Here is a 23,132-nt window from a genome sequence, read left to right as displayed (position 1 = left end):
TAACCCCGCCGCACGGTTACAATGCAAAAAGGCATCTATATGGCATTCGATATAAAGGAGAAGGGTAATGCCGATTAATGATCCCGAGAAGTCGGAGAATATGCGCAAGTCCATCCGCGTGTATTCCGGTTCCTCCAACCGTCCCCTCGCTCAGAAGATCGCTGAGTACCTTGGGGTCGAGCTTTCGGGCCTTACGCTAAAGCAGTTCGCCAACGGTGAGATTTACGCCCGCTACGACGAGACCGTCCGCGGCGCCGACGTCTTCCTGATTCAGTCCGTGGCCGGCGGCAACGTCAACGACATGCTCATGGAGCTGCTCATCGCCACCGACGCTGCCAAGCGCGCATCCGCCCGCTCCATCACCGCCGTCATCACCCACTACGGCTATGCCCGCCAGGACCGCAAGGCCGGCCCGCGCGAGCCCATCACCGCCCGCCTCGTCGCCAACCTGCTCGAGCGCGCCGGCGTCGACCGCATCATCACCCTCGACCTGCACCAGGGTCAGATCCAGGGCTTCTTCGATATCCCGGTCAACCACCTGTCCGCACTGCCGCTGTTTGGCCAGTACTACAACGCCATGAACTTCGACACCGACAACCTGGTTGTCGTCTCCCCCGATGTGGGCCGCGCCAAGGCCGCCAAGAAGCTGTCCGACATGCTCGGCTGCGACCTGGCCATCGCCCACAAGGGCCGTCCGCGCCACAACGCCGCCGAGGTCATGGGCATCATCGGTGACATCAAGGGCAAGACCTGCATCATCAACGACGACATGATCGACACCGCTGGCACCCTGTGCGCCAACGTCAAGGAGCTCAAGGCTATGGGCGCTGGCGATATCTACGTCTGCGCCACCCACGGTATCTTCTCCGGTCCGGCCATCGAGCGTCTGAACGACGCCCCGATCGTCGAGTGCGTCGTCACCGACGCCATTCCCGTCGAGGTCGGCGGCAAGATCAAGACCATCTCGGTCGCCGAGGAGTTCGCTCAGGCCATCTCCGCCGTTTACCACGAGGAGCCCGTCTCCACGCTCGTCGGCGGCGACTTCGCGCTGTAATCCAACGCGCATCGCATCATCTTTGATGCTTTTAAAGGGTCGGAAGCTCGCTTCCGACCCTTTTTCTATCCCTCGTCAACCCGCCCTGGACAATTAGTTCAGATACGTATTTTTCTAAAGCTCCAAAGGACCGTTCGGAGCCTTCTGACCTCCCCGGCGCATGCCATGCCGTCCAAAGCTCATCGTTTTCGAGTACAACCGCTGCATATTTATCCTCAAATCGCCCTCAAAGGCCCTTAGAAACGCCTCGAACGCCGCTGCCTTATACGTATCTGAACTAACTGTCCAGCAGCTATCGTCAACCTTCGCGGCAGAGCTCAATTTCCTGCAATCCCCTCAACCGATTCCACCGAATTCATAACACCCAGCCGTTCATGGCGCGCAGCGCCCCGCTGAGCGAAAAGAACGGTATGGCGGTCGCATTCTGCCGCCAACTTAGTACGTTATAGCTATGACGACCGTGATTTCACATCTCTCCGCCCTCCGCGCAATTCGTCGCGCACGACGGGCGTACTCTGCCCTACCCTGGGACTTCGTTGATAGCGAACAGCAAGCACATGCCTTGGCTAGCTGTATTCCCAACAATGACGCGATAGACTTTGGTGCACTTTCGATACTCGACGCCTGGAATGAAGATGATTCCGAACTGCTCGATCTTCTCGTTTCAAACGAAGACAACAGACGCCGCGACAGGCGACTTCTTCAGCATATTCTCTCCGCTCCTCTTCCTGAAGGTGCAATTATGCACGTCGAGGCCGACATCTACGCAACGTCTCCCGCCATGACAGCCATGCTTTGTTCCAAAAATGAATCAGTCGCCAAAACCCTGATGCTTCTCATGGAACTGCTCGGAACCTACTCCCTTCCTCCCGGGGCAACATACCCCATTGCCTATGACGGCATCTGGCCCGAGGGCGATGACTACGAAGCGATGGACGACCTCGATTGCCGGGGCGACCAGTCGGCGACCGAACAGCAGAACGAAACCCGCTACGAACAGGCACACTACAAATGCGAGCCCGCCACGACCATCGAAGATCTCGAGGCTGTTGCACAGCTTGCCAAAAGTAGCTCATACACATCGTTTCGCACGGCAGTCAAACTTGCCCGACCCGGATCTGCATCCCCAGCCGAATCCCTAATGTTTGCCGTTCTCGGAGCGCCCATGCGCTTTGGAGGATTCGGATGTTGCAGTCTGCCCATGGGAGGCCTGCTACTCAACTATCGAATCGACTTCGACACTCTTGCGGTCAACATGTCCTCGGGCATCCCCTATGCCATCTGCGACCTATATTGCCCGGCAGCCGGAGTCGACAACGAATACAACGGAATTGGGCATGAGCTTCAAAACGCTCGCATCCACGATGGCAATCGAAATAATGGCCTCAAGGCAATGGGCATCCACGTCCTGGTTATCAATCGCGACCAAATGAAAGACCTTGTTGCACTCGAAGCCTTCGCCCAAACGATGCATCGACTCGCGGGAGTCCGATTCCGATACCGTATCAAGGGCTATCGCAAGCGTCAGGCCGCTTGGCTCAACGCTCTGCGGGCTGGAATCGGCCTTGCGGCGGTCTAAACGGCGAATCACCCGCGCGCCGCCGAACAGGACTGGACAGTTAGTTCAGATACGTATAGATGGACACATTGAATTAGGCTGTTTTGCAGCTATCTCTATACCATTCGCCCTATTTGAAGGCAGGGTAGACTTCAAAACAGCGCCATATGGACTAACTAAAGCTCCGAAACAACGTATCGGCATTGAATTGAGCACTTCGAGTCCTCAGAACTTATACGTATCTGAACTAACTGTCCACCTCTGATTTCGACGGCCGTCCAAACGCCCCTAAACGCCCTCAATTACCCTCCATTTGACAGCGGCAACAGGGTCGCTCACCATAGCAGGCGACAAATCAACGAAAGGATAAACATGGCAGCTGCACAGCCGCTTAAGATTCGCATGGTTGCCGGACTTGGCAACCCTGGCGAGGAATATGCCGAGACCCGTCACAACGCTGGTTTCAAAGCAATCGACGAGCTGGCCCGTCAGGCCGGCGTCACGTACTGGAAAAACCAAGCAGGCGCCGAGGTCGCGCTCATCAACATCAACGATCCCGAGGAAGAGGGCGGTAAGCGCCAGATTGTACTGGTCAAGCCGCAGTCGTATATGAATACCTCGGGTGGCCCCATCTCCAAGCTCTGCCGCGAGTACAAGATCAAGGCCGAGGAGCTGCTCGTAATCCACGACGAGCTCGATATTCCCGCCGGCGACGTCCGCGTTAAGGTGGGCGGCGGCCACGCCGGTCACAACGGCCTGCGCTCCATCATCGACAAGATGGGCAGCCGCGACTTCAGCCGCATCCGCACCGGCATCGGCAACCCTCCCGGCAAGATGGCCGTCGCCGACTACGTTCTTAAGCAGCTGCGCGCCCGCGAGGCCGAGGATTTCCAGGACACCTGCGCCCGCGCGGCCGACGCCGCCGGCCTGGCGATCGTGCACGGCGTGGTCTATGCCCGCGACCATGTCAACGGCGCCGCCTCCGCCAACGGCAAGCACTAAAACCTATCATTTAGGAACAGGTTTATTTTGGCAGGTTTTACCTGCGGAAACGCCCCAGTTGCGGCATCGCAATCAACCGCGCGCCGACATACATGCATAGCACCCCAAAGGGGGCCGGCCTCATCACAACCCGAGGCCGGCCCCATTTGCCGTTTTACCTGATAAAACTGACCAAAATAAACCTCTCCCCTTTGGTAGGCCAAAGTGGATAAACCCTGCTCCCAACAGCCGAAGACACACGTAAGTGACATGTCCATGAGGGTATAATTTGCACCGTATGTCTGCACAACGCCTGTGCGCGTACGGTTTTATTCGGGCTACCGTCCATTTCCGTGGAGGCACGGTTCGGCGGCCCTAACAAGAGAGGGGTTCTATGTATAAGATCCTGGAGAAGACGCAGTTCTCGGAGAAGGTGTTCAAGTTCCGCATCGAGGCGCCTGCAATCGCCAAGCATGCGCACGCTGGACAGTTCCTCATGGTTCGCGCCAACGAGACGGGCGAGCGCGTCCCGTTTACCCTGGCCGGCTGGAACGGTGACGAGGGCTGGGTCGAGTTCATCTTCATGGTGATCGGCAAGACCACCGAACTGCTTTCCACCTACGAGGCCGGCGAGTCGCTGCGCGACGTCGTGGGCCCGCTGGGCGTTCCCACCGAGATGGCCGAGGGCCCCTGCGCCGTCATTGGCGGCGGCGTCGGCCTGGCAATTGCCTTCCCGGTCGCCAAGCACCTGGTCGAGACCGGTCACGAGGTGCACGCCATCATGGGCGCCCGCACCAAGGACCTCCTGCTCATGGAGGACCAGTTCCGCGAGCTCCTCGACGAGGACCACATCCACATCACCACTGACGACGGTTCCTACGGCGAGCAGGGCGTTGTTACCGCTCCGCTGGAGCGCCTACTGCAGGACAAGGCCGTGAGCCAGGTCTTCTGTGTCGGCCCCGTTCCGATGATGAAGTTCTCGACCCTCACCGCCCAGAAGTACGACACCCCCATCACCGCGTCCCTCAACCCCATCATGGTTGACGGCACCGGTATGTGCGGCTGCTGCCGCGTCGAGGTGGGCGGCGTGACCAAGTTCGCTTGCGTCGACGGCCCCGACTTCGATGCCACCCTGGTCGACTGGGATGACCTTCGTGCCCGCCAGGCCGCTTACCGTTCCGAAGAGGGCGAGTCCCTCAAGGCCTATGAGGAAAAGAGCTGCGCATGCCACTAGTTAACGGTCGTTTCGTTGCCGATATGAAGTCGCCCCGCACCCCCGATAACGAGGAGCCGGCTGCCGAGCGCGCCTGCGACTTCCGCCCCGTCGACAAGGGCTTCACCGAGGAGATGGCGCTGGCCGAGGCCGAGCGCTGCCTCAACTGCAAGAAGCCGTTCTGTGTTGAGGGCTGCCCCGTCAACATCAACATTCCCCGCTTTATCGAGCAGATCCGCGCGAAGGACTTCGGCGGCGCTCTCGATACCATCCGCGAGGACTCCATGCTTCCCGCCATCTGCGGCCGCGTCTGCCCGCAGGAGAACCAGTGCGAGGGCAAGTGCATCCGTGGTAAGAAGTCCGAGCCCGTGGCCATCGGCCAGCTCGAGCGCTTCCTGGGTGATCGCCCCGAGCTCGCCTCCACGCCCAAGATGGCCCCCAAGAACGGCAAGAAGGTCGCCGTCGTCGGCTCCGGCCCGTCCGGCATCACCTGCGCCGGCGAGCTCGCCCGTAACGGCTTTGACGTTACCGTCTTCGAGGCCTTCTTCACCGGCGGCGGCGTGCTGGTCTACGGCATCCCCGAGTTCCGTCTGCCCAAGGCGGTCGTCAAGCGCGAGATTGACGGCCTGGAGGACATGGGCGTCAAGTTTGAGTACAACTCCGTCGTGGGCAATATGGCCACGGCCGAGGAGCTGTTCGAGCAGGGCTTCGACGCCATCTACGTGGCGACCGGCGCTGGCCTGCCCAAGTTCCTCAACGTCCCCGGCGAGAACCTGCCCAACGTCTTCTTCGCAAACGAGTACCTCACCCGCGTGAACCTGATGAAGGCCAACAAGTTCCCCGAGTACGACACCCCCACCAAGCACGGCAAGAACGTCGTTGTCTTTGGCGGCGGCAACGTGGCTATGGACGCCGTCCGTACCGCCAAGCGTCTGGGCGCCGAGCACGCCATCATCGCTTACCGCCGTACCGAGGACGAGATGCCCTGCCGTCGCGCCGAGCTGCACCATGCCAAGGCCGAGGGCGTCGAGGTTCTGCCGCTTGTCTCCCCGCTCGAGTTTGTCGCTGGCGAAGACGGCTCCGTGTGCGCCGTCAAGGTCCAGAAGATGGAGCTCGGCGAGCCCGACGAGTCCGGCCGTCGTCGCCCGGTGCCCATCGAGGGCGCCATCGAGGAGATCCCCTGCGACGTCGCGATCTCGGCTATCGGCACCAACGCCAACCCCTTCGCTGCCAAGATCGGCGGCAAGATGGAGCTCAACAAGTGGGGCTACATCGTTGCCGACGAGGAGACCGGCCAGACCACCGATCCCCGCATCTGGGCCGGCGGTGACATCGTCACCGGTGCCGCTACGGTCATTCTGGCGATGGGCGCCGGCAAGAAGGCCGCCGCTTCGATCACCAAGAGCCTGCTGGGCGAGTAATCACCTGCGGCGCTAGCCACCAAACGGCAAAGTCCCCGTCGAGCACACGCCCGGCGGGGACTTTTTTTATGCCGGCCGCCCGATCACCACGATGGGGACAGGCACCTTTGTGGTGGTTGGGGACTTGCCCGGTCGTTTTGTCTCAATCTGTAACAGTTAGGCCCTGTTGAGCCTTGTAGTTGTTACAGATCGAGATATTTCTCCAGCCGCCCCCCGCTTTGTCTCAATCTGTAACAGTTGGAGGCCAAATTCCTCGCTACGTGTTACAGATCGAGACGTTAGGTTGGCGGCCGAACAGTTTGTCTCAATCTGTAACACCTGGAACCCAAATATCTGGCTTGGTGTTACAGATTGAGATCTTGCAAAAGCCGAGAATGGGCGTTGTCGCCAAAACCTAACGCTTGCGACGCTTGGTCGCGGCGATGCCGGCCGCGGCAACGGTTGCGCCGGCGATGCCCAAGGCGGCGACCGTCATCGCGGTGGAGTCACCCGTGCTGGCGAGCTCCGTGCCGCCGGACTTCTTGTCGTTCTCGCCCTTACCCTTGGACTTGTTCGTCGTCACCGTGGTCGTCGTCGAAGTCGAACCGCCCGCAGGTACCCCGGTGCCGCCAGAGCCATCCGCACCGCCGCCCTGCTCGCCGTCGCCAGGCGTCGGGTCCGGATCGGGCGTCGGATCAGGCGCCGCCTCATCGGTCACCGTAATCGTAATGTTCAGACGCTCGGAATACTCGCTGTACGACATGCCAGGGCGCTGTGCCGCAATGCGCACATACATGTTGCTATCGAGCGCAATGGGCTCGGTGTACTTTACACGGCCTTCGTCACGGCAGGGGCAGGTGTCGTTGGTGGTGTACCAAATCGTCGCGCCATCCTCGGCAGAAAGCTCCAGCTTCGTGCCCTTGGGCACCGTAATGTAGTTCTCCTTGGGCGACCATGCACCAAACGTCGTCGCACCAATCGTCGCCACCGGTCGCGCCGGTCGCACTGCCTCGGCAGACACGCGAACGTCGACCTGCTTGGACAGCGCCGTGCCGCCCACCGCCGCCGTCAACGTCGTCAAACCGGGCAGAGCACCATGCAGCACAAACGTCGCCGCACCGTCCTCGCCCGTCACGGCCTGGGTGGCATCGACAGAGCAGATAGCCGAGGACTCCAGCCCAACACTAACCTTGGCGCCCGCAAACGGCTTGCCCGCCTTATCGGTCACGTGCGCCACCAGCTCAAAGTCACTGCCATCAAGCATGGTCACGGCCTGCTCCACGTTGAGTTTGAGTTTGTCGGCACGAACGCCCACGACAAGCTCGCCACTTGCCCAGCGCGCCATGGCCGTGCCGGCGTAGTTGCGAGCACCGTCGAGCTCAAACGCCACCGTCGAGCCCGCCTCACGCGCATCGGCATAGCGAATACGCAGCACGCGTGACAGCGGCTTGCCATTGGGATCGTCCTGCTTGTCGAGCCACGTATACGTCACGTCGCCCAAGCCCTGCGCGCACAATGCGACCAGGGCATCGTCGCTCGCATCCATATACTGCGCAAACTCAACCTCGATGCAATCGGTATAGGCATGGGCCGAAGCTACCTCGGGCGCCGCCGTCGACACCAAGCCAATGTTCACCTCAGTCTGAATCGGCGGCACGCGCAGCCAAGCCGAACGCGCCTCCTCATACCCGTCCTTGGTCACGCGCACTTGATACCAGCCGGTCGGCGTATTCCAGTTGTACGCACCGTCCGCACCCGTTGCAAGCGGATTGTCCTGCTCATACCCCTCGGCATCCCAACGCACCGCATTGGTACCGGCCGCATCGTCGGCGCTCCACAGCTCAACCGCCGCGCCTTCAACCGTATTGGACAGCAGGCCCTCGTACACCACGCCCGCAGGGTCGGGTGCTGCCTTGGCAGGCACATTGCGATAACGCGCCTCGAAGATCGACTGCATCTTCTCGTCCGAGATCAAGCCGTCCTTGTTGGCCTTGTAGACCTCGGCATCGGTCAGCTCGCCCCAGTTGACCGTAATGCGATTCTGGCACGCGCGCTCCACCTGCTCGCAGGCAACATCGTAGGCGCATTCGGCATTGGTCAGCTTAATCGCGCGCTCCGAACCTACGCTGGTCGAAGCTGCATCATAGGCGGCGCCCACCACGGTACCCGCCGAACCGGCCGTCAGCACGCCGGCGATTGTCATAATGGAGCCCACCGCCACATCGGTGCTGTCGTGGCAGAGCTGGCGATACAGCAGATCCTCAAACGCACGCGCCTTCTCCATGGCGTCACGCAGCGCGTAAATGCACTTCCAGTCGTCCTCGGTCTTCTCGGGCTTGGCAAGCAAGCGCGTATGCTGAAGCTCATAGCCCTCGCGCTCGCCCTTCACCTTCTGCATACGGACGTTCACGTTCTCCCAGTTCTTGCTGGCATCGTTCACGCCGTAAATGCCGGTAAAGATGCCGATACCCTGGGTCGCCGCGGGAAACGCCTGGCCGGCCGCCTTCCACGCATCGGTCTTAAAGACCTGTCCGAACATCTCGCACTCGATCTTATAGCTCTTGAGCGAACGGATCGTGCGGATGAGCTTCATATGGGCGCTCACGTCGCCGTTGAGCTTCCAGGCCATGAGCCATCCGCGCACCTTGGAGTTGTTGAGGCTATGGACCACATTCCAGTTGTCGTACAGGTCGTCCAGAATGTCGCACTGCATGGCGATCGAGTTAAACAGAAGCGCCTGGTTCTTGTTGTTATTGGAGTTCTCGATAAATTCCGACTCGATATAGGCCGTCTGCTCGCCATCGGGCGCGGCGACCTTAAAGCCCTTGACGGTATCGTCGTCAGCCGCCTTGTAGCTCAGCGAGCTGCCGAGCGCCTGGCCCAAATCGTTAAACCCGCTCGTCGACTGGCCGTTGTACTCGCTGGCCTTAATGCCCGCACACTTGTTGAGCGCCGCAGCGGTTGCGTCATTCCAGCTTCCGTATTGGTTGAGCTGGCCGATACCCATCGACTGGCCCACCAGATCCTCGGCCTGCTGGGCAATAAACTCCGCTCGCGATGCATGGTCGACGAGCTCCTTGATGGCGGCCGCATCCGCAGCGTTCGCGCCCTGGGCCGCCGCGAGTTCCTGATACCAATCCTCGCTGGTGCCGTAAGCATCCTCAAAGATCATCTTGTCCACATTGACGCCATAGCTGTCGCCCTGCTGGGTCAGCAGCGCCGCCGACCCGCCGACCGCGGCCTTGAGCTCAGCCGCAAACTGCGCGGCCTCGTCGTTGCCAGCACCATCACCCTCGCCGTCGCTGGCGGCAGGGGCGCGACGAGCCTTACGGGCAGCTCCACCTTGGGCTTCGTCCTCTTTACCGTTCTCGTCCTCCTCGGCAAACGCATCAGCGACCATCTGGTCAATCGCGTCGTTAAAGGCCTCGTCGACATCATTAAACGAGTTATCCATCATATACTCGTGCCACTGCTGCACGGCATTCGAGAACTCCTGCTGGCGCTCCTCGGCCGCGGCGGAATGCTTTTTGGCCGAAGCGTTGGCGTCAAAACTCAGCATGGTCATAAGCTGAGCATTGGAGATGCGGTAGGTCTGCGGCATAAAGATCTGCTCAAAGTTGCCGCAGTTCACATAGGTCGAGTCATTCGCCTTGTTAAACTCGTCGAGCAGCTTAAGGTAACCCTCGTCCACATACTCCGCCACATAGCGCACATGGGTGCCCTCGCGCGACTTTTGAGTCAGAGGAATCGTCACCGTCTTGCCATCCACGCAGTCCACGTACAGGTCGAGCGTGTCGGCGGCCTCTTCGTTTCCCACCTCGAGCGTGATATCGAACGTCCAGTAGGCGTTCTTCTTTTGCGGCAGATGGTGGAAGGTCCACAGACTCTTGCCGGTGTCCTTGCCGTCCTTGACCAGGCTTTGCGTACCGCCACGATACGTCACATCAAAGTTCCAGACCGAAGCGCCCGGAACATAGCGCACATAATTGCGAGCCGTTACCTCGGCAGCAGCGGCGGCAGCAGCGGTCGAGCCCACGCGCGCTTCGAGCGTCACACGCTCGGCGGCAAGCGTATCCTGCGGCAGGTCGTATTCAATCTTGGCACGGCCGAGTTTATTGGTCTTGCCGGTGTACTTTGCGGCCGAGGCGCCCACGCCCACGGTAAGCTGCACGCTTTTTCCGGGCGCTGCGTATACGTAGGCCACATTGCCCAGTAGGCTGTGAACGTCGGTGCTGTCGACCTCGATGCGCGATCCGCTAACCTCGAGTGTGGTGCTTCCCAGCGGCAACGTCACCTCGCCCAGCGTAATAAGCGGCGAGATGGCATAGATGCCCGCGGCCTTAGGCTTAAAGCGCACAAACACATCGGCGCCCATGCCCTTATTCATATTGAGAACGAGGTTGTCGCCCTCCCAAGTTGTGTCAGCCCACATGGCCTCGGAGCTGGCGCCGGCTTCGCGAGAGCCTGCGGACACATCCCCGACGGCATCCTTGGCCAGCGGAATCTCAATCTTGGCAGCCTGGCTGTCCTTGAGCTCGTAATGAATGCGCAGCTCGGTCTCCACGCCAACGACCGCGGACGAATCAGCGATAACCGAGCCCGCCGTCAGCCCGCGCTCGGCACGATACGTCTCCACGTCAAACGTGGGGACGTCGAGCGTCACGTCGAGCTGTTTGCCGTCCTCAATCTTCACCTGCTTTTGCGCGATATGCTTACCCACGGTCAGCCCTAGGCGGCTAAACGTGGAATAGCTCGTCGCTTGGATGTCGTAGCTCGTCTTGTTAAAGGCGACGATGGTGTACGAACCGGCCTTAAGGCGCGGCGTCTCGGCCTTCATGATAGGCGTGGTGCCATCGTCTTCGTAACCCATCAGATAGGTGACGCCGTCGGCGACCAGCTTGCCGTCGGACGTACGGAACACCAGCACGCGGTTAGCGCCCTGGTAGTCGCCCTTGGTCGCGACCGTCGCCGTGCCCCAGGGCTTCAAGTCGATATCGACCTTGCCGGCCGAGGGCTTCACCGTCGCCGTCGTCCCACCCAGCTTGAGGCTGTCTTTGGGCTCGAGCGTTATCTCCAGATCCTGGTCCGCGTCGGCAATGGCCTGCGACACCACGAGCGCTGTGCCCTGGATACGGAAGTCGTTTTCCTTGTCACCCTTGGCAGGCTTAAGCGTCTTGCCGCCGTTCTTCACCGTCAGATCGATGTTATCGAGACTATCGAGCTCAATGCGTTCGGTCTTATCCTGGCCCATAATCGGTTCAAGATAGCCCACGTTGAGCTCAATCGCGCGCGAAGCCGGAATCTTGGTAAAGTCCTCCGCCTTAATCTCTCCGATATTCCATGTGCCCGTCATCTGGTCGCCCGGGCGCGCCAGCACCATGTCATAGTAACCGCTGAGCGAAATGCGCAGCGTTGCTGCCGTCTTGGAGAGGACGTTGGCAGCAACGGAGCCGTCGTCGCCAACCGTCAACGGCGTGGACTGCCCCGCCTGCAAGAGCACGGCCGCCGCGCTCTGGGGAAGTTTGCCCGTCACCTGGGCCGCCTCGCCCATCCACTCAAACGTGTAGGCAGGCTTCGAGGAATCGACGGAGTCCTTGCGATCGGCCACGGCATCGGCAAGCTTTTTGACCATCGAGGGGTTGCCAGCCGAATCGGTCGCATAGGCATAGATGGTCTGGCCTTCACCAAAGGGAATCGTATACGTTACGCCATCGATTGTCACGCGCTCATTATAGTCGCCCGGATAGCCCGCCTCACCAAACTGAAGATCGGGGTTCATCACGCGCAGGGCAACGGCATTATGGTTCGTCTCGTTTCCGTATCTCGTGTTCTCAAAAGCTCCCCACTCTATCATTTCCACGCTTTTGGGTAGCACAATCTCTTTGCCGGCAATCGCAGGATCAAGAGAGGCGAACGCGAGCGCCCCGATAGATTTGACACCATCGCCGATCGTCACCGATGACACGTGCGAGCACCCGTCAAAGGCATAGCGCTCAATCCGCTCCACCGTGCCCGGCACGTTGATCTGCGTAAAGGTGAGTACCGTTGTGTCCGAGACATAGAACTGCGGTACGCCGCAATTGGCGAAGGCGCGATAGTCGATAGTCTTAACCGAAGGTGGCAGCGTTGCCACCACATTGTCGTCAAGCTGTTCGCAGCCCTCAAAGGCCTGCTCGGGAATCGTGGTAAAGGCCGCGTTGTTGGGCCAGGTCACCGTGTGAAGTGTCTTGCTTCCAGTAAACGCATTCCAGCCCAGTTCCTCAACCGAATCGGGCAGTGCGATTTCCTTGATGCTGCTGCCGCCCAAACCGCCCACAGAGCGGATATGCGAATCGGGGGCAAACGTAATTGATGTGAGCGCAACGTTTCCCATGCCCTTAAGACTCACGACATTTTTGCCGTCGATGGTCGAGGGCACCTCCAACGTGGTAATGCCCGCGTCGCCATACTCGATAGAAATTTCGTTGGTGAGGCTATCGATCGAGAAGTAGTACTGCGCGGGAGTCTGCTCGCCGGCCACGTAGCCATCATCGTATTCGCCTTTTACGCCCGTAGCGCCCTTCGAGGTCATCCAGAGCCCAAGATCCTCATTCCAGGTTGCTTCGGCTTCGGCGGTCTCCTCCTGCTTCTGCTGCTCGGCGAGTTCCTTGCCCTCGACAAGATCAGTGGCGAGCGTACCCGCAGGTGTGCTCTCGGTCTGCCCGGCGCCCGTTAGGCCCGCCGCCGATGCAATCTCGGAGGGCGGGGGCGTAGGGGTATCACCGCTATCGAGCACTGTGGGGTCGGCGGCGCCGGCATCGGGCGCGGGGTCGGCGGAAGCAGAGTCTGACGTTTGGGCGTCAGCCGAATCGGCGGGAGCGGCGTCGGCTGCTTGGCCGTTATCCGTCTGCACAAAAGTGCCGTCGGTGTTGAGGGCCTCAGCAAACGCGCCCGCGGGAAACGAACCCGTCACCATCGCGAGGGTCACCGTGGCAACCGTCAGCCGTCGGCAAAGCGCTCGAGCAGTAGTCCACCTCATGGTCGTTCCTTTCCTGCAAACCAAAAGTCATCCAGCGTAATCGTTGTCCAAAAACAAAGCGAACGGTAGGTTCATATATACGAACCTACCGTTCTACCTGCGCAAACCACCACAAAGGGGACAGGCACCTTTACGGTGGTTCTGGACTCGGCCGGTCGGTTTGTCTCGATCTGTAACAGCTAGAGGTCAAATTCCCCGCTTGGTGTTACAGATCGAGACATTAGATTGGCGGCCATTCGGTTCATCTCAATCTGTAACATCTAGAGCCGTTTTGGGCAGTTTGGTGTTACAGATCGAGATTTTGCTGAAGCCGAGGATAGGCGCCGTCACCAAAACCTAGCGCTTGCGGCGCTTGGTCGCGGCGATGCCTGCGGCGGCAACGGTTGCGCCGGCGATGCCCAGGGCGGTGACCGTCATCGCGGTGGTGTCGCCCGTGGCGGCCAGGACGGCGGCGGACTTTTTGGCCGGCGTGGCTTTCTCAACCGTCTTGCTCACCGTGGTGGTCGTAGCCGGCTTGGCCGCGGGTTTGGTCTCGGGCTTCACTTCGGGCTTGGTCTCGGGCTTAACCTCAGGCTGCGGTGTCGGCTTGGGATCCGGCGTAGGTTGCGGATCGGGAGTCGGCGTGGCTTCAGGCGTAAAGGTCAGATCGGTGTTGAGCCACAGGGTGTAGATCCAGCCGCTGTCCTCATCGGATACGCTATCCGCGACCTGGTAGCCGCACTCCTGGCCGTTGATCATCAGCTTGGTGTCGGGCGTGAAGTAGAAGCCGCGCGCGGACTTGAGGTAGATGCCGTAGCGATAGGTCACGCCAGGCTTAAAGGCGTCGATGTGATTCGTAATGTTCTGATCCCAGAACTTCTGAGAGTTCACTTCGCTGCCATCGCTGCCCGTCCAGAACTCACACTGAGGAAGGGAGTTGGAGGCCGTCGGAACATTCGCCGTAAAGACCGGCTTGTCGCCCGCCTTAAAGATAGTCGTGGCGCCGTTGATCTCGATAACGTCGATTGCCCGCCATTCATCAATCGGCTGCTCGCACAGCATATTGTCAGTGTGTGGCGCGAAGACGCCGTTGGCGGTCTTGATGTGGTGCGCCCAATGACCGTTGACGTTCATTTCGCAGTCATCAGCCACGGTATTGTCGCCCTTGAGCCTCAGCTCAACGGAATACATGTAGAACTTGCCCTCTTCGAAGTGGTCGATCTTCTTCATGCCCGGCGTGTACATTGCGGGATCGGAATACCAGAAGGCAACGGGCTTGAGCTCCGCAGGGTCGCTGCCATCCATCTCTTCCCAGCACTCATAGGCGATCTCATACTTATCGGCATCGGCGGCAGGAATCGTCGCGGTCGCACGCGGCGCCTCGCCGGGCGCATAGTCGGTTTTCACATCGTTGACGTTTAGATTCTCAAGAGCTTCGTTTTCCGACGAAGCAGGCATCGTAATTGTTTTAATAGCAGGGACATACAGGAATTCTCCGCTTAGACTCGACTTTACGGTTTCCCCGTTTACGGTAACAACGGTTTCATCGCTGAAGGAATATCCGTCTTTTGGCTTCAGCATAAGAGAATACACGTACTCTTTCCCGCTTTTAAACTTTGTAATAGTCGGCAGGGAACCATGTGAGCCGTTATCGGAATACCAGGCAGCAACGGGTTCGTTGTTTTCAAATTCCTGCCAGCATTCATAAGCGATTTCGTATTTATCTGCATCGTAGTTAGGGACACCTGCCGTCGCCTGCGGACCAGTATCCAGCTGCCAATTGAAGTTCGTATTCTGAACATTGGCAAAGGAGATGGATTCCGATTCTGATTCCGCTGCCGGGATAACAAGGCACGCCCTCTCGTAGACATGGGTGCGGGTGTAGTAGTCATCCCGGATCTCGTTAATAGTGGGTTTCCCGGTCGCCTCGGTATCTCCTTTAAAGGCGTCGTCCGGATCACCGATGATGATATTCCCGGGCTCTGTACCCGTATACGTAAGCTTGGATCCATCATAGGTGGTCGTCATCTTGGACTTATTCTCCTTGTACTCCGTAAAGTACTTCTGCTCCTCCTTCTGTCTCTGAATCTTGCTGATATCCAGGGTAAGCGTTGTTTTATTGCTCGCACTGTCATACGCCGCATGGACGATCAAGTCCCCCAGGCCGATAAAAGTCAAAGCGCTACCATCGAGAGCAGACTGGTCTCCATCTACAAGGGCAATCCCCTTCACATACTCAATCGTTTCTTCTTTCTTGATGTCGGTGTAATTGTTCCGCACCGTAATATTGACCCTAACGCCGCTGCCGCCAACAACATCGGTCACACCGCAGGGCATGATGGCGTCATTCGCCGGCGTGGCGGCGTTGTCGCTGGGAGTATTTTGTTCAGCGGGTGCCGCATCGTTGGATTCATCGGTGGCGCCAGTCGGGGCCGTCTGCTGAGGCTCAGCGGTGGCTTGCGCCGCCGGAGCAGCATCGGCTGCAGGCACGGTCGAAGCGGCTGGTGCGGTCGTTGCGGCCGTATCCTCCGCAACCGTCGGCGTCACCGGAGCCGCGGCAACTTCATCCGTCCCAGCGGCGGGATCGGCGCATTCCGTCGCCAGCGCCACGCTCGGCAGCAGCAGCTGGCCGACCATAAGCGCACACGCGCCGGCGCAAGCTATTTTGGCACCCACACAACACCGGGTACCGTGAACCAGCGAGCAGGTGCGCTCACGCTGAGTTTGCTTATCAAAGTGGCTTCCGCACATAACGCCCTCCTTGGTCGTAGGGACACCACCACAAAGGTGCCTGTCCCCTTTGTGGTGGTCCTGTACCACCAAGATGTGTCAAATGACTCCGTATGCCTAGGTTCGTAGATGTGAACCTAGGCCTCTACCTGCGGTTTAATTCAATATGATTTCACCATCGCCACACTCGTCCCGGGAACGCTACAATCGAGGACACGATCATTCGTCCACCCAAAGGACTGTCCTTGAACCTGAGCAAGCCTAAAATTAACGCGCTTTTGGCACTCGCGCTCTTTACCTTCGTCTTCCTTGCCGCCGAGTTTCGCTTCGATATCAATATCGGGCTACTCGCCGGCGCCGAGCGCGTTGTGCTCGCACAGGGCCTTATCCTTGGCGCCAGCGTGATCGGCTTTATCGGATACGCTCCGTTGCTTGATCATGCGCAGCGCAAAGGCCAGCCTCAGGCAGTTGTCAGTGCCGCCGTCCCTATCGCCATCTTGGGGCTGATTCAGATCCAGTCCCCCACGGCCCCGCTTGCCCTCGAGATTCTGGGCTGCCTCGCATTCCTCGGACTCGGCCTGTTAGGCGCCGCAGCGCACCACGCCTTTTCGTTGGCATTCCAAGATGATCCCAAGCTCGCCACCGGTGCGGGAGCGGCCTATGCCGCGGGCATCCTGATGCAGTTCGCCGTCAACCTGCTCAATTGCGGTGGCATCGTCGAGCTCATCGTCCTTGGCGCAGCGACTATCGCCATCTCCGCCCTCAGCGTCGTTCCCCAAAAGGCCGCCGAGAGCTCCAACTCCGCCATCAATCCCTTTATTGAGCCCTCTCATGCCCTCGCCAAACAGTCATGCTGGAGCATCGCGCTCGTCATGATTCTTGCCTGCTTGTTCTCGACCCTCGACAACGTGGTCACACTCTCCAACGCCCACGGCACCATTGCCGTGCAAACCTGGCCGCGCCTCTTTTTGGCGGCAAGCGGCCTTGCCGCCGGTCTTATCTTTGACCTTGCCGAGCGCCGCTACATGGGACTTGTCATGCTCGGCATCGCCGTGCTCTCGACCATTTCCATCCTGGCCGTGGAGGCCGGCGCCGATCCCAACCTGGGCCTTGTCGTCTTTTATCTGAGTTCGGGCTTTTTTGTCACGTTCTTTACCGCCACCTTTACACAGCTGGCACCGCGCATGCATGCGCCCGCCCTCTGGGCCGGCATGGGACGCGCCGCCAACAATGTATGCGCATTCACTACATCGGGCCTCTCGCTGGCGCTCGTAACCTCGGACAACGTTGCCCTCATTATGATCGGCGCGCTCGTTTTGCTCGTCGCCGCCTGCGCGGCATTCGTGGCAGCCGGCCTGTTTCGCCTGCCCCAAACCGAGCAGGAGCGCGAGCGCGAGCAACTGGCAAAAGAAGCACTCACCGCCCCCACCATCGAAGAGCAACGCCAGGCCTTCATCGCCGACCACGCTCTCACCCCGCGCGAAGTCGACGTGCTCATAGCCGTGACCCAGGATGAACGCCCGCTCAAGCAGGTCGCCGAGGAACTCGGCATCTCGATGCGCATGGTACAGCGCCACCTGAGCTCTATCTACCAAAAGACCGACACGCAGACGCGCGCCGGTCTCGCCAAAGCCTTCCCCTCTGCCTAAAACAAAAACCACCACAAAGGCCCCCTTTGCGGTGGTTTGAGCGGAGCAGAAGGCCACTCTGCCAGTTTGTCTCAGTCTGTAACAGATAGGCCCCTAAAAGCAGGCTTATTGTTACAGATCGAGACAGTAAAGGGACACGAAGCGATCCTTCGCAGCAACGACCCTCTAGTAAAGCGATGCGACATATCGGCCAAAGCCTGGCAATGCAAACTCAAAACGTCCTTGTAGAGGCTCTTCAATTACCCCAGCCTCTACCAGACGCTTTTTATACGTTGAAATCGAACCGGAACTCTTCTTAAGCCTCGCTGCCAGCTCTTGCCTGGTCGTCGTCCCAACCGGATTCATTGCACGAAGAAATTCAAGGTCCCCTCGTGAAAGTTCCGCCGCTGTTGAAGCGAAAACTCGCGATTCCAGCTCCTCTTGCGCAAGTTTCGCGCCTCGTTCGACATCCTCAATAGAAACCTCGGAGGCTTGGCGCGAAGCATTCCATGCCCGATACCCCACCAACTGGAACATAAATGGAAAGCCATCGATCGCCTTGGCAGCGAGGTCAATCGCCTCATCAGAAATCGTCTTGCCGCCGTCCTCAATCGTTAGTCGAAACGCTTCTTTTACCTCAGTCGGTGAAATTGATCCCAGCGAATGTTGAGCCGCGCGACGAAGAAACGATGTCGATTTCCCCGTCAGCAGCGCCAGCACGCGAAACGGCAGCCCCGCCATAAGCAAAGCTACCTTTTTATTCTCGCTTACAAAGTGCTGGTAGGTAGTAACAAGCTCCGTCATTTGCGCAAACGATACATCCACTTCGTCAACGGCGATAAGCACCCCGGTGTCAGTCGCTTCAAGCTGAGCAAACAAAGCGTTCATCTTAGTACGCCAGTTAGCGCCCTCAAATTCAACATCGATGTTTTCCCAGCTCATGCTTCCTACGTGGGCAATGCCGACACTGTTCACACGCCTAGAAGCGGGCTTTTCGATCAGATGGGCGGCTGATTCGTTGAGGCGCTGCAAAATGTCTTCGAGCATCCCCTCCGAGGCCGTCACATTCGCTGTAATCCAGCCCTCTTGCTGGGCGCGGTACGACAGATATGCCAAAAGCGCCGTTTTACCTGTACCACGTGCACCATAGAAAACCGAGCAAAGATTGGGATCGGAGTCGTCATTTTCAAACGCCAGCACCATATCATCGATGATTTGCTCACGGCCGGCCATATACGCCGGTACACGTCCGAACATCGGCGTGAATGGATTTGCCTGCCTGTACGCCGTCGGTGCCGCCATAAAGCCTCCCTTGAACTCATACAACTTAATTATGCCCCTACAATCTTTAAGTATTTTGAGCATCTTTGAGTTTTTTGAGCATCTTTGAGTTCTTTGAGTGATCGGCCCCCGCAGAACCAGTTGACTTTCTCCGCCTAAAACAAAAACCACCACAAAGGTGCCTGTCCCCTTTGTGGTGGTTTTTGATCGATTAGCCTTCGAGCTGCGCCACTTTGTAGCGGTAGGCGGCGGCGATGACGTCTTTACAACCCTCGCGGCCCAGCTTGGCGCGGTTGACGACGATGTCCTTGCCGCTCGTCATCTTCCACTTGCCGGCGCTGTAGCGCTTGTAGAATGCCTCGCGCGCCTTCTGCTGCTGTTTAACTAGCTTGGCGCCCTTCTTTTTGTTGAGGCCGCGCTTTTTGCGCACGATCTCGACGCGGTCCTCAAAGGGAGCGGTCACCAATACGGCAATGTGGTTGGGGTTGTTACGCAGCAGGTAATCGGACAGGCGGCCTTCGATAATGCAGCTCTCGGTCTCACCCAGATCCAAAATCACCTGGCTCATCTTTTGGAACAACTTGTCCGAGTACGAACGCGCATCGTAACGGTCGGGCAGAAAAGCCATGTTCTCCACGGCCAGGCGCTCGTCGTAAGCGGCCATCTTGTCGAGCGACTCGCCCGCGCGCAGCGAAGCACGCACCAGCAGCTCGTTATCGTACAGCGGAATCCCCAACTCGTTGGCGAGGATGCGTCCGATCTCGTGGCCCTCGGCACCAAAGTCGCGCGCGATGGTAATGACCACGGGGCTCTTTTTGTTCTCCAGATCGCTCATCGCGATTCCTTTCTAACAAATGAGAAATAGGCGATTCCTGATTCTCATTTTGTCACTTACGACCGTCCTGGTTTCCCAAGTGCGGCAGATTGCCCCGAAAGAGGAGCGCCGCGTACTAAATGTACGCAAGCGACGATTGAGGGGCAAGATGCCGTGCTTGGGGAAGCAGGACTACGCTGCCACAATACGGCGTTGATATGCTCGGACCAGCAGCGAGATACCAAAGTTGAGCACGAAGTACATCGCAAACACCAGACCGTAGAGCATAAGCACCTGCGACAGGTCGATCGCGTGGGCCATCACGACGTTTGCCGTGTACATGAGCTCGGCCACGTTAATGCCCGAAAGATACGAGCTGTCCTTGATGACGGTCGTGCACTGGCTAAACAGCGCCGGAATGATCGTCTTAAATGTCTGCGGCAGAATGATGTAGCGCATGGTGGCAAAGAAGCCAAAGCCCTGGCTCTGCGCTGCCTCAAACTGGCCGCGCGGAATCGAGTTGAGGCCGCCGCGCACAATCTCGGCCATAACAGCGCTGGTAAACAGCGTAAAGGCGATGGTCGAAATCACAATGTCCAAACCCTGCACCGTAAAGTAGATAAACAGGATCCACAGCAGGTTCGGCGTGCAACGGAACAGCTCGATGTAGGCACTCACCAAAATACGAAACGGGCGGGGCGCATAGCTTTTAACGAGCGCCAGCACCGTGCCAAAGATGAGCGAGAAAAAAATCGACAGCGCCGAGATCTCGATCGTCTTAACAAAGCCGCCCCAAATGTAGAGCAGGTTGGTCGCGTTGAAGATTTCCATGCGCTAGGCCTCCTCTACGTTGTCGAGCCCCAGCTCGGCGAGGCTCACGCCGCGCGGACGCTCCTTGGAGCGGCGCTCGAGCCACTGCACCAGCATGGCGAGCGGAAAGCAGATGATGAAGTACATAAGGCAGCAGACGATGTATCCCTGCAGGTAACCGTACAGGCTCACAAAGTTGTCTGAACGGTACATAAGGTCGCCGCCGGCCACAAGCGCCAGCACCGACGTGTTCTTGACTAGGTTGAGTGCCTGGTTACACAGCGGCGGCAGAATGATCTTGAATGTCTGGGGCAGCACGATGTACCAATACGCCTGCGCACGGGTGAAGCCCTGGCTCTGCGCCGCCTCCATCTGACCGCGCGGAACCGCCTCGATACCGGTGCGGATAACCTCCGAGATGTAGGCCGCGTGATACAGGCCCACACCCAAAAAGCCCAGCACGAACGGCGCGATGCGCACCGGCTGGTCGGCACCGGTTATGGCCTGCAAAAACTGCGGACCAGCCATGTACATAAAGAGCACCTGCACGGGCAACGGGGTGTTCTGGTAAAACTCCACGTACACGCGGCTTATGGCGCGCAGCACGCGCGAACGGGTGGTAGAGAACACACCCAGCAGCGTGCCCAGCACCAGCGACAGCAGCAGACCGGCAACGACCACCTGTAGCGTCACGCCAAAGCCCTCCCAGAAGGGCCCCATGTTTTGAAATGTCGTCGACCAACGGTCGGCGTCAAATAATCCTTCGAGCATTTGATTCCTTCCTTGGACGATGCGCCTATACAAGACCCCAGGTCTTGACCTCTTGGTCGAGCCAGCCGTCGGCCAGACGATCGCAAATCACCTGATCGACCACGGCCGAAAGGTCGCAGCCCTTCTTGGTCGCCACGCCGTAGCCCTGCTCGCCAAACTTGACCTCGGGCTGCAACAGCTCAACGGTCTCGTTCATGTAACCGGCCAGCGTGGAGCGGTCCATGGCAAAGACGTCGATATTGCCGGCGTCGAGCGAACTCTTGATGATGGGATAGCCACTAAAAGCCCTAAACTCGGGCTTACAGCTAAAGCCGTTGTCCTTGATCATCTGCTCGATCAGGCCCTGCGTGGTGGCACCCTGGCTCACGCCGATGACCTTGCCGTCCAGGTCCTCAATCGAGGTAAAGCCCGAACGCTTCTTGACCATGAGTCCCACGTAGTCGGTGCGGTACGGCGTCGAGAAATCCCAGCTCTTCTTGCGCTCGTCGGTGATGGTGTAGGTCGCCGCGACCACGTCGAGTTGGCCGTTATCGATCAGCGGGCCGCGTGTCTTGGGCGTTACGTCGGTAAACTCGACAAGCTCCTGGGCACGGGCTTCCTTGTAGCTCACGCCAAAGACAGCGGCGGCGATCTGGTAGCACAAATCGACTTCCATGCCCTCAAAGCGGCCTTTGGCGGTGTCGTAATAGCCGTAGCCGGGAACATCTTTCTTGACACCGGCATTCAGATGGCCGCGCGACTTGATGGCCGCAAGCTTGGATCCCTTGTCGGAACCCTCGCCGCTGGTGGAGTTGCCGCAACCGGTGAGCGCGGTCCCCGTCAGCGCGAGCATGCCGGCGCCCGCCAGCTGCAAAAAGTGACGGCGCGACACGGCCGCCCTCGTCATATCCGTCATGTCCATCACCGCGCCTAGTGCAGAATCTTGGACAGGAACTCGCGGCAGCGCGGGTTCTCGGGGTTATCGAAGAAGTGCTCGGGCGTGCCCTCCTCCAGGATGCGGCCGTCCTCCATAAAGATGACGCGGTCGGCCACCTGGCGCGCAAAGCCCATCTCATGCGTCACGCAGATCATGGTGATGTCCTCCTGCGCAAGCTCAATCATAACGTCCAGAACCTCCTGGACCATCTCGGGGTCGAGCGCCGAGGTCGGCTCGTCAAACAGGATGATGGGCTGCTTGGTACACAGGGCACGGGCGATGGCGATGCGCTGCTGCTGACCACCCGAGAGATTCTGCGGATACTCGCCGGCCTTATGCGCCATGCCGACGCGCTTGAGTGCGGCGATGGCGATCTCGGTCGCCTCCTCCTTGCTCTTCTTTTGCAGCTTGATGGGCGCGAGCGTCAGATTGCCGAGCACCGTCATGTTGGGATACAGGTTGAACTGCTGAAACACCATGGAGCTGTACTTGCGAGCCATCTCCAGGTGATTCTTTTTGGTGAGCGGCGTACCGTCGATGACGACCTCGCCCGACGTAGGCTCCTCCAGATAATCGACGCAACGGATGAGCGTCGACTTACCCGAACCAGAAGGCCCGATCATTACGAGCTTCTCGCCGCGCTTGACGGTGAGGTTGATATCTTTGAGCACATGCAGGTCGCCAAAGTACTTGTTGAGATGCTTGATCTCGATCATGTCTGCCATGAATGTCCCTTCCCTGCGTTTACACGAGTTGAACTATTGTACGGAAAGAACCACGTTTCCGCAGCCCACGCTACATCCCCGTAAAGAACCCGCAACCTTCCGCCCACTCATTGGGCACAGACTTAAATGAGTACCCCCCGTGGGTACTCATTTAAGTCTGTCCCCAATGAGCACCGAAAATAATACAACCGCCCTTGTTGAGCATAAGTCAGCGAAAACCCGTACACGCGAGCAAGGTGACGTGAAATGAAAGG

The 23,132-nt window shown here is 58.9% G+C and carries 14 protein-coding genes; 6 read left to right on the top strand and 8 right to left on the bottom strand.

The genetic code is table 11. The features are described from left to right. Positions 1 to 67: 67 nt before the first annotated feature. The 5 genes from DWY51_RS02575 to gltA all read left to right on the top strand — a co-directional run bounded on the left by DWY51_RS02575 (position 68) and on the right by gltA (position 6,227). Positions 68 to 1,054 carry a ribose-phosphate pyrophosphokinase gene (locus DWY51_RS02575; protein ID WP_117769752.1) on the top strand — a complete coding sequence of 329 codons (987 nt, stop codon included), beginning with the start codon at positions 68 to 70 and terminating at the stop codon, positions 1,052 to 1,054. Between the two features lie 451 nt (positions 1,055 to 1,505). Further along, the gene (locus DWY51_RS02570) at positions 1,506 to 2,633 is read left to right on the top strand and encodes a hypothetical protein (RefSeq protein WP_117769751.1); all 1,128 of its coding nucleotides are present in this window, start codon (positions 1,506 to 1,508) and stop codon (positions 2,631 to 2,633) included. Between the two features lie 351 nt (positions 2,634 to 2,984). Further along, positions 2,985 to 3,614, top strand: coding sequence for an aminoacyl-tRNA hydrolase (gene pth / locus DWY51_RS02565; RefSeq protein WP_006235792.1), 630 nt, complete (start codon positions 2,985 to 2,987; stop codon positions 3,612 to 3,614). 373 nt (positions 3,615 to 3,987) lie between these two features. Beyond that, the gene (locus tag DWY51_RS02560) at positions 3,988 to 4,827 is read left to right on the top strand and encodes a sulfide/dihydroorotate dehydrogenase-like FAD/NAD-binding protein (RefSeq protein ID WP_117769750.1); all 840 of its coding nucleotides are present in this window, start codon (positions 3,988 to 3,990) and stop codon (positions 4,825 to 4,827) included. Further along, positions 4,818 to 6,227: an NADPH-dependent glutamate synthase gene (gene gltA / locus DWY51_RS02555; RefSeq protein WP_089572633.1), complete on the top strand. Its 1,410-nt coding sequence runs from the start codon at positions 4,818 to 4,820 to the stop codon at positions 6,225 to 6,227. The genes DWY51_RS02560 and gltA overlap by 10 nt, the downstream gene beginning before the upstream one ends. Before the next feature lie 394 nt (positions 6,228 to 6,621). Here gltA and DWY51_RS02550 read toward each other — a convergent pair whose 3' ends face one another. Further along, positions 6,622 to 13,224 (bottom strand): leucine-rich repeat protein, encoded by a 6,603-nt coding sequence (locus DWY51_RS02550; RefSeq protein WP_117769749.1) that lies wholly within the window; start codon positions 13,222 to 13,224, stop codon positions 6,622 to 6,624. Positions 13,225 to 13,560: 336 nt separating this feature from the next. After that, positions 13,561 to 15,954 (bottom strand): LPXTG cell wall anchor domain-containing protein, encoded by a 2,394-nt coding sequence (locus DWY51_RS02545; RefSeq protein ID WP_117769748.1) that lies wholly within the window; start codon positions 15,952 to 15,954, stop codon positions 13,561 to 13,563. A gap of 224 nt (positions 15,955 to 16,178) precedes the next feature. Between DWY51_RS02545 and DWY51_RS02540 the strand changes: the two genes are divergently transcribed. Further along, entirely contained in the window at positions 16,179 to 17,582 is a 1,404-nt protein-coding gene (locus DWY51_RS02540; RefSeq protein ID WP_117769747.1) for a helix-turn-helix transcriptional regulator, read from the top strand. A gap of 165 nt (positions 17,583 to 17,747) precedes the next feature. Here DWY51_RS02540 and DWY51_RS02535 read toward each other — a convergent pair whose 3' ends face one another. The 6 genes from DWY51_RS02535 to DWY51_RS02510 form a co-directional block, all read right to left on the bottom strand. Beyond that, on the bottom strand, positions 17,748 to 18,863 hold the full coding sequence (locus DWY51_RS02535; protein WP_117769786.1) for an AAA family ATPase: 1,116 nt from the start codon (positions 18,861 to 18,863) through the stop codon (positions 17,748 to 17,750). Between the two features lie 190 nt (positions 18,864 to 19,053). Continuing rightward, positions 19,054 to 19,677, bottom strand: a complete 624-nt coding sequence (locus DWY51_RS02530) for an AAA family ATPase (RefSeq protein ID WP_022094991.1) — start codon at positions 19,675 to 19,677, stop codon at positions 19,054 to 19,056. Positions 19,678 to 19,848: 171 nt separating this feature from the next. Further along, positions 19,849 to 20,487, bottom strand: a complete 639-nt coding sequence (locus DWY51_RS02525; protein WP_055285379.1) for an amino acid ABC transporter permease — start codon at positions 20,485 to 20,487, stop codon at positions 19,849 to 19,851. Positions 20,488 to 20,490: 3 nt separating this feature from the next. Then, positions 20,491 to 21,237, bottom strand: a complete 747-nt coding sequence (locus DWY51_RS02520) for an amino acid ABC transporter permease (protein WP_035136546.1) — start codon at positions 21,235 to 21,237, stop codon at positions 20,491 to 20,493. A 25-nt stretch (positions 21,238 to 21,262) separates the two neighbouring features. Further along, complete coding sequence (locus DWY51_RS02515) at positions 21,263 to 22,138, bottom strand: transporter substrate-binding domain-containing protein (RefSeq protein WP_082435536.1); 876 nt, start codon at positions 22,136 to 22,138, stop codon at positions 21,263 to 21,265. A gap of 8 nt (positions 22,139 to 22,146) precedes the next feature. After that, a complete protein-coding gene (locus DWY51_RS02510; RefSeq protein ID WP_022094215.1) occupies positions 22,147 to 22,878 on the bottom strand; it encodes an amino acid ABC transporter ATP-binding protein in 732 nt (243 codons plus the stop codon). Positions 22,879 to 23,132: the final 254 nt, after the last annotated feature.

The organism is Collinsella sp. AF25-2LB, from assembly GCF_003458415.1.
Classification (GTDB): Bacteria; Actinomycetota; Coriobacteriia; order Coriobacteriales; family Coriobacteriaceae; genus Collinsella.
Note: the sequence above shows the minus strand (reverse complement) of the source record. Positions and strands in the feature narration are given on the sequence as shown.